Origin of the sequence: Aquabacter spiritensis, assembly GCF_004346185.1 — a bacterium.
Taxonomy (GTDB): domain Bacteria; phylum Pseudomonadota; class Alphaproteobacteria; order Rhizobiales; family Xanthobacteraceae; genus Aquabacter; species Aquabacter spiritensis.
In genome coordinates, this window is the sequence record NZ_SMAI01000005.1 from 98,138 (window position 1) to 111,186 (window position 13,049).

At 67.1% G+C, this 13,049-nt stretch carries 14 protein-coding genes; 1 reads left to right on the forward strand and 13 read right to left on the reverse strand.

Features of this window, described 5'->3' with window-relative positions:
• Nucleotides 1-43 precede the first annotated feature (43 nt).
• The 5 genes from EDC64_RS09970 to EDC64_RS09990 all read right to left on the reverse strand — a co-directional run bounded on the left by EDC64_RS09970 (nucleotide 44) and on the right by EDC64_RS09990 (nucleotide 5,195).
• Complete coding sequence (locus EDC64_RS09970; RefSeq protein ID WP_132031144.1) at nucleotides 44-916, reverse strand: ABC transporter permease; 873 nt, start codon at nucleotides 914-916, stop codon at nucleotides 44-46.
• Complete coding sequence (locus tag EDC64_RS09975) at nucleotides 909-1,700, reverse strand: ABC transporter ATP-binding protein (RefSeq protein WP_132031145.1); 792 nt, start codon at nucleotides 1,698-1,700, stop codon at nucleotides 909-911. Before EDC64_RS09975 ends, EDC64_RS09970 begins: the two co-directional genes overlap by 8 nt.
• A gap of 91 nt (nucleotides 1,701-1,791) precedes the next feature.
• Complete coding sequence (locus EDC64_RS09980) at nucleotides 1,792-2,826, reverse strand: ABC transporter substrate-binding protein (protein WP_132031146.1); 1,035 nt, start codon at nucleotides 2,824-2,826, stop codon at nucleotides 1,792-1,794.
• 41 nt (nucleotides 2,827-2,867) lie between these two features.
• The gene (locus EDC64_RS09985; RefSeq protein ID WP_132031147.1) at nucleotides 2,868-4,202 is read right to left on the reverse strand and encodes an MmgE/PrpD family protein; all 1,335 of its coding nucleotides are present in this window, start codon (nucleotides 4,200-4,202) and stop codon (nucleotides 2,868-2,870) included.
• 81 nt (nucleotides 4,203-4,283) lie between these two features.
• Nucleotides 4,284-5,195 carry an NAD(P)-dependent oxidoreductase gene (locus EDC64_RS09990; RefSeq protein WP_132031148.1) on the reverse strand — a complete coding sequence of 304 codons (912 nt, stop codon included), beginning with the start codon at nucleotides 5,193-5,195 and terminating at the stop codon, nucleotides 4,284-4,286.
• 343 nt (nucleotides 5,196-5,538) lie between these two features.
• Here EDC64_RS09990 and EDC64_RS09995 point away from each other — a divergent pair, with 343 nt between their 5' ends.
• Entirely contained in the window at nucleotides 5,539-6,351 is an 813-nt protein-coding gene (locus tag EDC64_RS09995) for an N-acyl homoserine lactonase family protein (protein WP_132031149.1), read from the forward strand.
• Between the two features lie 52 nt (nucleotides 6,352-6,403).
• Here the strand turns inward: EDC64_RS09995 and EDC64_RS10000 are convergent, their stop codons facing one another.
• From EDC64_RS10000 to EDC64_RS10035, 8 genes are all read right to left on the reverse strand, one after another.
• A complete protein-coding gene (locus EDC64_RS10000) occupies nucleotides 6,404-7,660 on the reverse strand; it encodes an MFS transporter (RefSeq protein ID WP_132031150.1) in 1,257 nt (418 codons plus the stop codon).
• Nucleotides 7,661-7,756: 96 nt separating this feature from the next.
• Entirely contained in the window at nucleotides 7,757-8,950 is a 1,194-nt protein-coding gene (locus EDC64_RS10005; protein ID WP_132031334.1) for a lytic murein transglycosylase, read from the reverse strand.
• Between the two features lie 222 nt (nucleotides 8,951-9,172).
• Nucleotides 9,173-9,811 (reverse strand): pyridoxamine 5'-phosphate oxidase family protein, encoded by a 639-nt coding sequence (locus tag EDC64_RS10010; protein WP_132031151.1) that lies wholly within the window; start codon nucleotides 9,809-9,811, stop codon nucleotides 9,173-9,175.
• A gap of 215 nt (nucleotides 9,812-10,026) precedes the next feature.
• Nucleotides 10,027-10,398 (reverse strand): Na+/H+ antiporter subunit G, encoded by a 372-nt coding sequence (locus EDC64_RS10015; protein WP_132031152.1) that lies wholly within the window; start codon nucleotides 10,396-10,398, stop codon nucleotides 10,027-10,029.
• A gap of 9 nt (nucleotides 10,399-10,407) precedes the next feature.
• Nucleotides 10,408-10,677, reverse strand: a complete 270-nt coding sequence (locus EDC64_RS10020) for a K+/H+ antiporter subunit F (RefSeq protein WP_132031153.1) — start codon at nucleotides 10,675-10,677, stop codon at nucleotides 10,408-10,410.
• Nucleotides 10,674-11,165, reverse strand: a complete 492-nt coding sequence (locus EDC64_RS10025) for a Na+/H+ antiporter subunit E (RefSeq protein WP_132031154.1) — start codon at nucleotides 11,163-11,165, stop codon at nucleotides 10,674-10,676. The genes EDC64_RS10020 and EDC64_RS10025 overlap by 4 nt, the downstream gene beginning before the upstream one ends.
• 1 nt (nucleotide 11,166) lies before the next feature.
• Nucleotides 11,167-12,699: a monovalent cation/H+ antiporter subunit D gene (locus tag EDC64_RS10030; RefSeq protein WP_245504639.1), complete on the reverse strand. Its 1,533-nt coding sequence runs from the start codon at nucleotides 12,697-12,699 to the stop codon at nucleotides 11,167-11,169.
• Nucleotides 12,696-13,049 carry a Na+/H+ antiporter subunit C gene (locus EDC64_RS10035; RefSeq protein WP_132031155.1) on the reverse strand — a complete coding sequence of 118 codons (354 nt, stop codon included), beginning with the start codon at nucleotides 13,047-13,049 and terminating at the stop codon, nucleotides 12,696-12,698. The genes EDC64_RS10030 and EDC64_RS10035 overlap by 4 nt, the downstream gene beginning before the upstream one ends.

Consider the following 13,049-nt stretch of genomic DNA (forward strand, 5'->3'; position numbering starts at 1 on the left):
ATCGGATCCGACATGTCTGCCGAATGGATTAGGACGATTCCGTTCAGCTTTGCATCCCCCAGCGGCGAATGGTCCGCTGCTCCAGCACCCGGAAGACGAAATTGTCCACGATCAACCCGAAAATGATCACCATCAAAAGCCCGGCGAAGACGTTTGGAATGTCGAGAAGGTTCTTGTTCTGGAAGATGTACCAGCCGAGCCCACCGCCGCTCGAGGAGACGCCGAACACCAGTTCGGCCGCGATCAGGGTGCGCCAGGCGAAGGCCCAGCCGATTTTCAGCCCCGTGAGGATGCTCGGCAGCGCCCCCGGGATCAGGATCTTGGTCACATAAGCGAGGCTGGAGAGGCCGTAATTCTGTCCCACCATCCGCCAGGTCGGGCTCACCGAGCGGAAGCCGGCATGGGTGTTGAGCGCGACCGACCACAGCACCGCGTGAACAAGGACGAAGATGATGCTGCCCTCGCCGAGCCCGAACCAGATCATCGCCAAAGGCAACAGGGCGATCGAGGGGAGCGGGTTGAACATCGAGGTCAAAGTGTCGAGAAGGTCGGCCCCGACCCGCGTGGTGATGGCGAAGGCGGTCGCGGCGGCGGCGAAAGCGAGACCGAGGGCATAACCCTTGAGAAGCAGCCAGACCGAATGGAAAGTCGCCTCGGTGAGCGCCCCCGAGCGCATGCCCTCGTAGAAGGCGTAGCCGGTCTCGGTGAAGGTGGGAAACAGAAGCGAATTGCCGAGCCAGAGGGCATAGGCCTGCCAGATCAGCGCCAGCACCGCGAGCAGCACGCTCTTGCGGAACACGCCGTTGTCGGCGATCCGCGCCCAAAAGCTGAGCGGCTTCGCCACCACGCCGAAGCCTTCGGGCAGGGTCTCGTAGATGCGGTCGGGCCGCGGCGGGGCGGCGGCGGGCTCAGCCATGGGCGTTGCTCCGGGCAGTCGGGTGCCGGTCGAACAGGAGGGAGTCGATGCGGGCCGAAAGGGTGAGCCCGTCGGGGCCGACCAAATCGGTGCCGGTGCTGCCGAGTTCGGCCTTCGCCCGACCGGGATGGGGGGTCAGAAGCAGGATCCGGTTGCCGATCCGGACGGCTTCCGGAATCGAATGGGTCACGAACAGCAGGGTGACCTTGGTCTCGTCCCACAATTGCAGCAGCTCTTCCTGCATCTTGCCGCGGGTGAGCGCGTCGAGCGCGGCGAACGGCTCGTCCATCAGCAGGATCTGCGGTTCCATCGCCATGCCGCGGGCGATCGCCACGCGCTGCTTCATGCCGCCGGACAGCATGTGGGGATAGCTGTCCGCGAAGCCCGTGAGATTGACCTTGGCGATGTAATGGTCCGCGCGCTCGGCCGCCTCGCGGCCCTTCAGGCGGCCGCTTGCGACCAGAGCGAAGAGAACGTTCTCCCGCACGGTCTTCCAGGGCAGGAGCTGATCGAATTCCTGGAACACCAGGACGCGATCCGGACCCGGCTTGGAGATCTGGGCGCCGGCGAGGGTGATCGAACCCTCCACCGGCCGGATATAGCCGCCGACCGCCTTCAGCAAGGTGGATTTGCCGCAGCCGGAAGGGCCGAGGATGACATAGCGGTCGGACGTGAAAACGTCGAACGAGACGCGGTACGTGGCGGTGACGATGCTGTCCCGCGTGCGGTATTGCAGGGTCAGCCCATCCACCGCCAGCAGCGGCTTCGGGTTCGGATCGGTCATGGCGTGGCCGCTCCCGGCGATGCAGAGAGAACGGGGCGCGGCAGCGCCGCGCCCTCCAGGATGCGGGCGTGCCCGCCAGATCGGGAGACGGTCAGTTTCCGCCCCCGAGATCCTTCGGCTCGAAGAACAGATCGCCGAGCCCGGCGGGCTTCGCCTTCAGCGATCCGATTTCGTGCATGAAATTGGCGTATTTGAGCACGTTCTCCGGCTTGATCGTGTATTTGGTGCTGGGGTCGTTGAGAATTCCCACCAATTCGTCGATGGCCCACCCCTTTCCACCCATCGACGCGAGAAGGACTTCGGCCGCGGCCTTCTTGTCCTCGCCGATCATTTCCTGCGCCCGCTTCAACGCCTTCACCACCGCACCATAGACCTTGGGATTCTCGGTCTGGAACTTGGTCGTGGTGGACATCATCGTGAAGGTGGTGGAGCCGCCCATCACATCGTCGGAATTCATGATCGTGCGGATCGCCGGATCCTTCAGCTCGCGCTGGTCGAACGGCGCCGAGGCCCAGTGGGCAACGATGGTCCCGCTGCCGGACAGGAGCGTGATCACCGCCTCAGGATGCGACATGGTCACGGTGAATGGATCGAACCGGAACACCTGATCCTTGCCGTACTTCTTCAGCGCGTACATCTGCATAATGATGGAGGGGATCGACACCTTGACCGAGGTGACGGCGATCTTCTGGCCGCCGGAAATGTCGTCCAGCGCCTTCAGATCGGCGACCCTTGCATTGAGGTGCATCGGCATGGACGAGATCGCGCCCACCGACTTCACCGCCATATTGCTGCGGGTGCGGTCCCACATGAACAGAAAGGCGGGAGGCCCTGCGGAGATGAAATGCGCCGATCCCGAGAGCAGGGCGTCGTTCATCACCGCCGGACCGCCGATATTGGACCAGTTGACGGTGACCGGGTTGCCGGCCTCCTCGGCATATTTCTCGATCAGCTTGTGCTTCTGCATCATGTGAAGCGGCAGGAAGCCGAACCCGCCGGCCCCGAGCGGAATGCGCAGCTCGCTGACTTCCGCCCGGGCCGCCGACGGCACGCCGGCAAGCATGAGGGCGGCGACAAGTGCGGAGAGGATGCCGCCCGCGCGGCGCCTCGTAAACCCGTTGGTCATGGCGTTCTCCCTTGGGTGTTTTTGGTTTCGGTCCTCGGTGGTCACGCGGGAACGGCGGCGGCGACGAGGTCGCCGGCATCGGCGAGCCCGTCTATGCCCCAGCAGGCCGCCATGGCGGCTTCGATCCGCGCCGGCGACAGGACGCCCGCCTGGTCGCGGAACTTGTCTTCGAGCTGGGCGTCGCTCAGCGGCCGTTTGAGGTTGCCGAGCGAGGCTTCGAGATGCAGGTCGAGCGCACGCCCGTCGGCGAGGCGGACGGCCACCTTCACCCCGTCCTCGCTGACGGCGGGATCGCCGGTCGCCTCGGTCAGCAGGCGGATGCGCTTCAGCGCGGGATCGTTGACCGCCGCGTCGGTGAATTCGCCGAGCCCACCTTTGCCCCGCCCGAGGCCGATGGCGGCGGCGTGGTAGATCGAGAACTTGCCCTCGAGCCCGGCCGCGATCTCCTTCTTGTTGCACAGATCCTTGACCAGCGGCGCCACGCGCAGCTCGACCGCGACGACGTCCGCCGCGTCGAAGCCGTGGGCGGCGCGCAACTGGCTGCAGGCATCGATGGTCGGATGGATGACGATGCCGCAGGCGAACGGCTTGTAGGTGTTCTCCCGCAGATCGAAATCGGTGCCGAGCCCATCCGTGACCTTCGCGAGGTCGTAGCGCGCCGCGGTCACCGCCGCGAAGCCGCGCGGCGCCTCGAGCGGGAAGCGGCCCGAGGTGAAGCCCTTCTGCGCCAGCAGCGCGGCCATATAGCCGCTCTGCGCCGAACGGCCGGGATGGAAGCCCTTGCCCATCGAGCCGAACATTTCGCGGATGCCCGCGGCCTGGGTCGCGGCGAGGCCGATCGCATAGGTCATGCGCTCGGCGTCGAGGCCGAGCAGCTTGCCGATCGCTACCGCGGCCCCGAAAACGCCGATCGAGCCGGTGCTGTGCCAGCCGGCATCGTAATGGGCGGGATAGGTGGCGTTGCCGATCCGCGACACCACCTCGAAGCCGAGGATGAAGGCATTGAGAAAATCTTCGCCCGAGACGCGGTTCACGCTGGCATAAGACAGCAGCGCGGAGGCGACGGGCGAGGAGGCATGGATATAGTTCTTCGGCAACGTGTCGTCATAATCGTGGACGTGCGAGGCGATGCCGTTGAACAAGGCGGCGAGGAGCGGATCGAACCGCTCGCGCCGTCCGATCACGGCGGCATTGGCCGGTCCGCTGAACGGGCCGAGCGCCGAAATGGCGATCTCCGTCGCCGCCTCCTCGGCGCCGCCGAGCGTGCAGCCGACGATGTTGAGCAGCGCCCTTTTGGCCTCGTGCCGCACGTCCTGCGGAACGTCGTCGAGGCGGCTTGCCAGAATGTGCGCCACCAGTGTCTTCGTCACGTCCATCGCCCCACATCTCCTCCCAGATCCGGGGATCTCGCCCCGGGACCGGCCGCGCGCCATCGGCGTTCGCGGACCGGCACGATTTCAGGTTTTCGACTCGAGCGTGCTGCCGGCCAGGGTCTCGCTGAGCCGGGCCACGGCGGTATGGTCGGCACGCGGGCCGAGCATGGCGGCGGCACCCGCCCACAAGTCCCGGCACAAGCCGGAGAAGGGCGCATTGACCCCGCCCGAACGCGCCACCTCCATGGCGGTGGTCAGGTCCTTCACCATCAGTTCGATGGGAAAACCGGAATCGAAGCTGCGCGACAGCACGAACTGCTTGAACTTCTTCTGCGTGCTGTTGTTGACCCCGGTGGAGACGTTGAGAATGTCCACCATCGTCTCGGGGTCGAGGCCGAAGCGCGCGCCGATCAGAAGCGCCTCGATGCCGATCAGGAAGCCGCCTGCCGAGACCAGATTGTTGAGTGCCTTCATGGCGTGGCCCGAGCCGAGACCCCCGGTTCGGATTACCGCGCCCATCGTCAGCAGCACCGGCATCGCCGCCTCGATCAGGGCATCGGGACCGCCCGCCATGATGGTCAGTTCGCCGGTGGCCGCGCGGGCGACGCCGCCGGACACCGGCGCGTCGAACAAGGCTGCCCCCTGCCCTTCCAATGCCTCGGCGAAGCGCACCGTCTGATCCGGAACGCCCGACGTCATGTCGATCACGACAGCACCCGCCCGCAGGCCGGAGGCGACGCCGTCGGGGCCGAAAAGCACCGTCTCGACCACCTTGCTGGTGGGCAAGATGGTTATCACGACGTCGCTCGCCGCGCCCAGCGCCGCGAGCGAGCCGACGCGCGTCCCGCCGACCTCGGCCAGGAAGGCCTCGACCTGCTCGGGCCTGGCATCGAACGGCAGGACCTCGTAGCCGGCCTTCAGCAGGCACGCGGCCATCGGCCATCCCATCGCACCGATCCCGATGAAGCCGATGCGCGGCTTCGCACCCCCGCTCATGCCTGCCTCCGGATCGCTGCGATGGACCGGGCATCCGGCGCCGGACGGCGCGCCTGAACAGACGGCAGGCAGGCACTTGCTCGCGCAATATCGGGGGGCTGCATCATGCCGGCTCCTTTTCTCGTCAGCGCGCCGACGGGACGGCGGATCGAGCCCAAAGTGACTGGCTAGCAGATTGTCTGTCAATGTTATCGGAAGATAATTCACTGCTGCGCCGCGATATCGCGGCGCAGCACGCACCTGCCCGCTTCATAAGTAGAATCAAAGATCTGCGCCTGTTGACGGGGGCTGCCGGCGCATGACAGCTTGCCGCCCGCGCCGGCGCCAAATTCCACGAGCCCCCATGACAGACCGCAGCGAACCTCCCTACGATTTGTTTGCCATCCGCTACGCGACCCATTCCGGGCGCCGCGCCGTCGACAATTTCATCGGCGGCGACCCGCACGAGACAGGTTCGGATCTCGCTTATTACGTCTGGGTCGCGCGCAATCCCGAGCGCACCTTCGTGATCGATACCGGCTTCGGGCCGGAGGCCGCCACGGCCCGCGGACGCACGCTCCACCGGCTGCCGGCGGAGGGACTGGCGCTGCTCGGCATCGAGGCCGGCGCCGTGGATCATGTCATCCTCACCCATCTTCATTACGACCATGCCGGCACGCTCAGCGCCTTCCCCCGCGCCCGCTTCCATGTCCAGGACGCGGAAAGTGCTTTTGCGACCGGACGCTGCATGTGCCACGCCCATTTGCGGCAGGCCTACGACGTGGAGGACGTGGTGGGCTTCGTGCGCTGTCTCTATGGCGGGCGCGTCGCGTTCCATGACGGGGTCGACACGCTCGCCCCGGGCCTCACGCTGCACCGCATCGGCGGTCATTCGGCGGGGCTCCAGGTGGTGCGGGTCCGGACCCGGCGGGGTCATGTCGTCATCGCGTCGGACGCCTCGCACCTCTACGGAAATATGTGTGGGCGGATCCCCTTTCCGATCGTGCACAATGTCGGCGAGATGCTGGAGGGGCACGCGCTTATCCACCGTCTGGCCGAGTCCCCCGACCACGTCATTCCCGGTCACGATCCGCTCGTGATGGCCCTGTATCCGCCGCCTGCGCCCGAATTGGCGGGCATCGTGGCGCGGCTCGACGTCCCGCCGCGCCCGCTATGAGGGCTCCTTGAAGGGCTGGCCAAAGCGTCGGCGCGTGCCGCCCCGGGGCGCCTCAGCCCGAGGGGTCGTCCGCGCCGGATGACAAGGCCGCGGCGGCCCAGAAGGCGCAGGCCATGAGGACGCATCCTGCCGCCATGGCGGAGAGGACCGTGCCATAGGATTGGGTCTGCGCCCAGAGCAAAGCTGCCCCGGCCGGCGCCGCGGCACGGGCCAGCATAGCGGGCGCCGCCAGGGCGCCGTTGACCGCGCCATAGGCGTGCCGCGTCAGCATTTCGGGCACGACGAGGCCGCGCACGATGGTCATGATCCCATTGGCACTGCCATAAAGCGCAACGATCGCGGCGACCAGGGCGAAGCTGGGCGGCAGCCAAGCGAGGGCGAAGATCGCCAGCGGAAAGGCGAGGACCACCCAACTGCCGATCCGTCGAACCGATGCCCGAGGGGCGAACACCGAAATGGCGACGCGCCCGGCGACCTGGGTCGGTCCGATGATCGCCATGGCTGCGACCACGCTCGCAGCCTCGAAGCCCCGCTCCAGAAGCAGCGGATAGAGGTGGAAGGTGAAGGCGGAGAAGACGGCGGCATAGGCCGTGAACGCCAAAGCGAGCGCCCAGAAGGCGGGGCGCCGCGCGACGCGACGCAGGACCTGCGCCAGCGTGACGGCCGCGGCCAACGGGCGGCCGACGCCGGCCGCGGCGCCATGGTCCGCCGCCGGCCGGATCACCGCGGCGTAGAGCGGCGCGCAGACGAGCAGATTGACGGCACCGAGCGCGATCAGCGCCCCGCGCCAGCCGACGCCGTCCAGCAGGGCCTGGATCAGCGGGACGAACACGGTCGAGGCGAAACCGCCCCACAAGGTCAGAGCCGTTATGCCGGCCCGCGCTGCGCCGGCACCGGTCCGCCGCGCCACCACAGCGAACGCCGGTTCATAGAGCGTCGCGGCCTGGAGCACGCCGATCGCCGCGACCAGAACATAGAACAGTGCGATGTCCCGAACCTGCGACCAGGCCAAGAGGGCAAGCCCCGCCAGGATGGATCCGCCCGCCATCACCCATCGCCCATTCCCTTTGTCGATGGCCGCGCCCACCGGAAAAGCCGCCAGTGCCCCGAGCGCGAGGCCGAGGCTCGCGGCACCGAACAGATGCGGCTTCGACCAGCCGAGATCCCGGCCCATCGCCTCGGCGATCAGCGGGAAGCTGTAATAGAGCGCACCCCACGAACAGATCTGGCCGATGCCGAGACCGGTGATGAACAGGCTTCGGCCGCTCACAGGGAGGTCGGACGCGGCTGCGGGCGGCCTGTCGCTCATGGTGCGGTATCTTCGCGGGACGTTGGGGGAAGAGGGACCATCGTGAAAGTCTGGAGGGGAGCCGGCCTGTCTGCCCCGGAGGCCTGGCACCAAGGGCTACCGGCCCGCGCGCATGGACTTCAGCACGGCCTCGCTCGGCCAGCAATCCACTTTCAGCCCAGCCGATTTCTGATAGGCCCCGAGCGCGGCACGGGTCAGCATCCCGGCCTTTCCGTCGATCCGGTCGGTATAGAGCCCCATCTGCGCCAAATGACGCTGCATCGCCTCCACCGCCTGCGTCCGCAACTGGGTCGAGGCCGACCAAGGCGTCGCGAAAGGCGCGGGATCGGCCATGCGGTCGGAGAGATGGCCGACGAACAGCACGTAGAGATCGGAAATATTGTAGGTCTTGATCACGAAATAATTCCTCGTCGCGAGGAATGACGGGCCGTAGATTCCCTCGGGCTGCAGCAGCGAGGCCGGCTGCGCCTGATCGGTCGCCGGTGGCGTCTGCACCGGCACGAAGCCGGCGCGCCGCCAGTCCGAAATCGGCCGCTGCACCTCCGGGACCCCCAGCGTGCAGTCGGCATTCTCCGGCACGCGGACCTCGTAGGCCCAGCGCGTGCCGGGCTGCCAGCCTTTGTCGGCAAGCTGCTTGGCGGCGGACGCCAAGGCATCGGGAACCGAACGCCAGATGTCGACGCGGCCGTCGCCGTCGAAATCGACACCGTGCCGATAATAATCCGACGGCAGGAACTGCGTGAGACCGGTCGCGCCGGCCCAGGAAGACCGGAACGCCTTGCGCGTCACCACGCCGTCGTCGAGAATCTTCAGCGCAAGAATGAATTCCGTGCGGAAAAGCTCTTTGCGGCGACCCACATAAGCCTGGGTCGCCACGACCCGGAGGGTGTCGTAGCGGGGGGTATAGCGGCCATAATCGGTCTCGCGCCCCCACAGCGCCAGGACCATCGTCGCCGGCACGCCGAACGCGGCTTCGATCCGCGCGAGCGCGGCGCGATGGGCCTGCATCAGCCGGCGCCCCTCGGCGGCGAGGCGGGCGATGGTCGCCTCCTTCACATAATCTGCAGGGACCTGGACGAACTCCGCCTGCGCCGCTGCGCCGGTCGCCGGCCGCCCGGGCAAGACCAGATCGGGCAGCTTGTAGTCAGGCGTGAGGTTTCGCGTTTCCCGGTCGAACGTCGCGCGCGAAACGCCGGCCGCCTGCGCCTCGGGCCAGAGCGCGGCCATGAATCGCTCGAAACCGGTATCCGCCGCGCGCGCGGGACCGTTCAGCGCCAGCCCCGAGATCATCAAAGCGAGTAAAAAGATACCGTATGCCGATCGCAAGGAGCTGCTCACGCTTCGATTTCGCCAGGGGACGCGGGGCGCGCGTGCGACCGCCGCACATCGATCGGGACGATCTTTATCAAATCCCGTCGCCCGATGCATCGCAGGCGCTCAATCGATCGGAGGGGCGGTCGAACCTCTCTCGCGCACCGAGCAAGCCGAACGCCACGTTTTTCCGGGCCCGCATCATGTCCCGCCATCGGCCGCGCCAATGCCGAGACGGGCGCGCAGCGCGGCATTTTCGGCTTCGAGCCGAGCGAGGCTGGCGCGCAGCGGGCCGACGGCCTCGTCGATTTCCGCCGTGGTGAAGCGCGGGGTGATGTGTTGGGGGCAATTCCAATCGAAAGCGTCCAGATGCAGGATCAGGACCCGTTCGAGCTTGGCGCGGTAAGCTTGGGGGCTGACGCGCTCGGTCAGCTCCGGGTCCGCGTCAAGAGCGCGGGCTTCGACGTGGCCGTAGATCTTGAGGCGCGCGCGACGCGGATAATCCATCAGGAACAGACATGCGCGTGAGTCGGCAGCGAGGTTTCCCACGCTGATATATTGGAGATTGCCGCGATAATCGGCAAACGCCAGGGTCCGATCGTCGATCACTTTCAGAAAGCCACGCGGCCCCCCGCGATGCTGGACGTAGGGCCAGCCGGTTTCCGACACGGTCGCCATGTAGAAGCTGTCGCGGTCTGCGATGAACAGCGCTTCGTTTTCGGTGAAGCGGTCGAAAGCGCGATCACCCTTGAAGTCCCGCCAATGATGCTCGACGCCCATCGCGGCTTGTGCCGCACGGACGCTGGGCGTCGTCGCGATGTCGAGGAAGCCATAGGTCATGTGGACCTCCGTGCGGGATGCCGTCCCCGTGCGGTCTGGATTGGTTGAGACCATGCCCGGCGCGACTCCGGACGGGTCGGGTTGCAAGCCCTATCGCAGACCGGAAGTCAGGCCGATGACGGGCGATACAATGACCGTCTGGGGCGTCGCGGAGAAGGCCCCGCGCCGCCTCTCCGCGCGCAATGAAACTTTTTGGGGGCCGGCACCTGAGGCGATTACCCCTTCTCCCGCTTTCCGCTGTCGAAAGTGGCCCATCCCGCCGACGTTCCCGTGGGCGGGAGGCGGCCACGTTCGCCTTGCGCGCGCAAGATATGCGCTTTTGCCATCATGTTCGCGCTCACAGGCGCGGTGAGGAAGAGGAACAGCGTGATGAGAAGCTCGTGGATCGAAAACGTCTCGTGCACGCTGGCAAAATAGATCATGGACGCGATCAGCAGCGCGCCGATACCGAGCGTCGTCGCCTTGGTCGGACCGTGCAGGCGCCGCATCAGATCGGGCAGCCGGACGAGGCCCAGCGCCCCCACGAAGAGGAAAAACGCGCCGATCAGGATCAGCCCTGCCACCAGGGCCTCGACGAAGACAGGCATCGGCCGCTCCTATTCGATGACGTTGCCGCGCAGGAGGAACTTGCAGAACGCGACGGTGGTGACGAACCCCACCATGGCGAACAGCAGCGCCGCCTCGAAATACATCGCCGTGCCGTAGGCGATTCCGCCGAGCACGATGAGGGCGATGGTCTCGATCACCAGCGTGTCGAGCGCCAGCACCCGGTCGGTCGCGTCCGGACCGACCGCGAGGCGGTAGAGCGTGAGCAGGATGGCGAGGCAGATGGCGCCCCCTGCAATGGCGATGGCGGTCGAGATCATTCGAAGATCCTCTTCAGCCGGCGTTCATAGCGGGCCTTGATGGACGCGGCCGTCGCCTCCGGATCGCCGGTATCGAGGCAATGGACCAGCAATGCCTTTCCATCGGCCGACAGGTCGGCACTCACGGTGCCCGGCGTCATCGTGATGGTGCCGGCGAGCATGGCGATGGCCTCGGGAGTTCGCAGGTCGAGCGGCACGCGGATAAAGCGCGACCGCAGGCTCTCACCGCGCCGGAACAGGATCAGCTTCGCCACCTCGATGTTGGAGACCACGATGTCCCACATCACGATCAGCATGAATTCGGCGATGACGAGCGGCGCCTTCAGCTGCGGCCGGCCGGGCCAGAACGGCGCCGTGAGAAGGGGAATTGCGAGGCCGAGCACCAGTCCCAGCACCACGACGCCCGGCGTCACCTCGTTCATGAGGAAGACGAAGACCAGCGTGACCAGAACGGTGAGCAAAGGATGGGGGAGAAAGCGCGCGCGCATGTCAGTCTCCCGCCGCGAGGCGTGCATCCGGGCCCAGCACCGCGCCGATATAGACGGAGCGGTCAAGGGCCTGGTGCGCGGTCAACTGGAGCGCATCGGCGACAGGGCCGGCCGCCAGCGTCCAGGCGAGGGTAAGGGCCAGAAGCGCGAGGACCGCGCCGAGCGGGACGATCGGCAGCCGCGGCCCCGTGCCGGAAACTGGCCCGCTCGCCCAGAACAGGGCGGAGCCGGCCCGGGCGAAGCCGAAGGTCATAAGCAGGCTCGCGGCGAGGATCAGGGCCCAGATCCAGGGCCAGAGCCCGGACGCGCGCGCCGCTTCCAGGATCATGACCTTGCCGAGGAAGCCGGAGAGCGGCGGCAGGCCCACGAGGGCGATGGCGCAGAGGAAGAACAGCCCGCCGAGCAGCGTTTCCCCGACCATGGCCGGGGCCGGCACGAGACGGTCGCCCGCCGGCCCACGCCCCTCCTGCACCAGCCCTGCGAGCAGGAACAGCGCCGCGCCGGCGAGCGTCGAGTGGACGAGGTAATAGAGCCCGGCCGAAAGCCCGTCGGCATCGAACAGGCCGACGGCCACGAGCAACGTGCCCATGGAGGCGATCACCGCGAAGGCGGCGAGGTCGCGCAGAGTGCGACTGCCGAGAAGGCCGGCGGTGCCCAGCACCAGCGTCAGCAGCGCAGCCGGGATAACCAGCGGCGCCGCCGCCATCGCCAGCGGCCCCGCGCCATCGCCGAACACCAAGCCGTAGACCCGCACGATCGCATAGGCCCCGACCTTGGTCATGATCATGAACAAGGCGGCGACCGGCGCCGATGTGCCGGCATAGGTGGCCGGCAGCCACCAATGCAGCGGCACCAGCGCCGCCTTGGTGGCGAAGACGAGAAACAGAAGCAGCGCCCCGGCCTTGAGCAGCCCCGCATCGGCCGCGGCCACCTGCGGCACCTTCACCGCGAGGTCCGCCATGTTGAGTGTCCCGGTGACGGCATAGATGAGCCCGACCCCGACCAGGAAGACGACCGAAGCGAGCAAATTGATCGCCACGTATTGGAAGCCCGCCTTCAGCCGCGCCGGCCCGCCGCCGTGCAGCATCAGCCCGTAGGAGGCGATCAGCATCACCTCGAAGAACACGAACAGGTTGAACACGTCGCCGGTAAGGAAGGCGCCGTTGATGCCCATCAGCTGGAATTGGAACAGGGGATGGAAGTGGCGCCCGCGCCCGTCCACCCCGCCGGCGGCATACACGACGACGCACAAAGCCAGCACGGCAGTGAGCAGAAGCAGGGTGGCTGAAAGCCGGTCGAGCACCAGGACGATGCCGTAGGGTGCCGGCCAGTCGCCCAGCCGGTACGCGCGGACCGTGCCGTCGGACGCCTGGGCGAAGAGCCATGCGGCGACCCCCACCAGCAGCGCGGTGACCACGATGGAGACCATGCGCTGCCGGCGCAGATGATGGCGCAGGGCGAGGACGAGAAACGCCGCCGCCATGGCCGGCAGGATAACCGGCAGGATCATCAGATGGTCGATCGGCGCGATCATGCTCCGTCTCCGTCTTCGGTCCGGCGGGCGGCGTCGAGCGTGGTGCGGTCCGATCCGGTCTCCAGATAGCCGCGCAGCGCCAAGACCACGATCAGCGCGGTCATGCCGAAGGAGATGACGATGGCGGTGAGCACGAGCGCCTGAGGCAGCGGATCGGTATAGGCCGGTGCATCCGGCGAGATCACCGGCGGCCGGTCGATGACGAGCCGGCCCATGGCGAACAGGAACACGTTCACCGCATAGGACAGGAAGGTCAGGCCGAGGATGACCGGGAAAGTGTGGGCCCGGAGCACCAGATAGATGCCCACCGTGGTCAGGATGCCGATGACGCCGGCGACGAGGAGTTCCAC

Coding starts and splice junctions, on each gene's coding strand:
- EDC64_RS09970 (WP_132031144.1), bottom strand. CDS start 916: ATGGCTGAGCCCGCCGCCGCCCCGCCGCGGCCCGACCGCATCTACGAG.
- EDC64_RS09975 (WP_132031145.1), bottom strand. CDS start 1,700: ATGACCGATCCGAACCCGAAGCCGCTGCTGGCGGTGGATGGGCTGACC.
- EDC64_RS09980 (WP_132031146.1), bottom strand. CDS start 2,826: ATGACCAACGGGTTTACGAGGCGCCGCGCGGGCGGCATCCTCTCCGCA.
- EDC64_RS09985 (WP_132031147.1), bottom strand. CDS start 4,202: ATGGACGTGACGAAGACACTGGTGGCGCACATTCTGGCAAGCCGCCTC.
- EDC64_RS09990 (WP_132031148.1), bottom strand. CDS start 5,195: ATGAGCGGGGGTGCGAAGCCGCGCATCGGCTTCATCGGGATCGGTGCG.
- EDC64_RS09995 (WP_132031149.1), top strand. CDS start 5,539: ATGACAGACCGCAGCGAACCTCCCTACGATTTGTTTGCCATCCGCTAC.
- EDC64_RS10000 (WP_132031150.1), bottom strand. CDS start 7,660: ATGAGCGACAGGCCGCCCGCAGCCGCGTCCGACCTCCCTGTGAGCGGC.
- EDC64_RS10005 (WP_132031334.1), bottom strand. CDS start 8,950: ATGATCTCGGGGCTGGCGCTGAACGGTCCCGCGCGCGCGGCGGATACC.
- EDC64_RS10010 (WP_132031151.1), bottom strand. CDS start 9,811: ATGACCTATGGCTTCCTCGACATCGCGACGACGCCCAGCGTCCGTGCG.
- EDC64_RS10015 (WP_132031152.1), bottom strand. CDS start 10,398: ATGCCTGTCTTCGTCGAGGCCCTGGTGGCAGGGCTGATCCTGATCGGC.
- EDC64_RS10020 (WP_132031153.1), bottom strand. CDS start 10,677: ATGATCTCGACCGCCATCGCCATTGCAGGGGGCGCCATCTGCCTCGCC.
- EDC64_RS10025 (WP_132031154.1), bottom strand. CDS start 11,165: ATGCGCGCGCGCTTTCTCCCCCATCCTTTGCTCACCGTTCTGGTCACG.
- EDC64_RS10030 (WP_245504639.1), bottom strand. CDS start 12,699: ATGATCGCGCCGATCGACCATCTGATGATCCTGCCGGTTATCCTGCCG.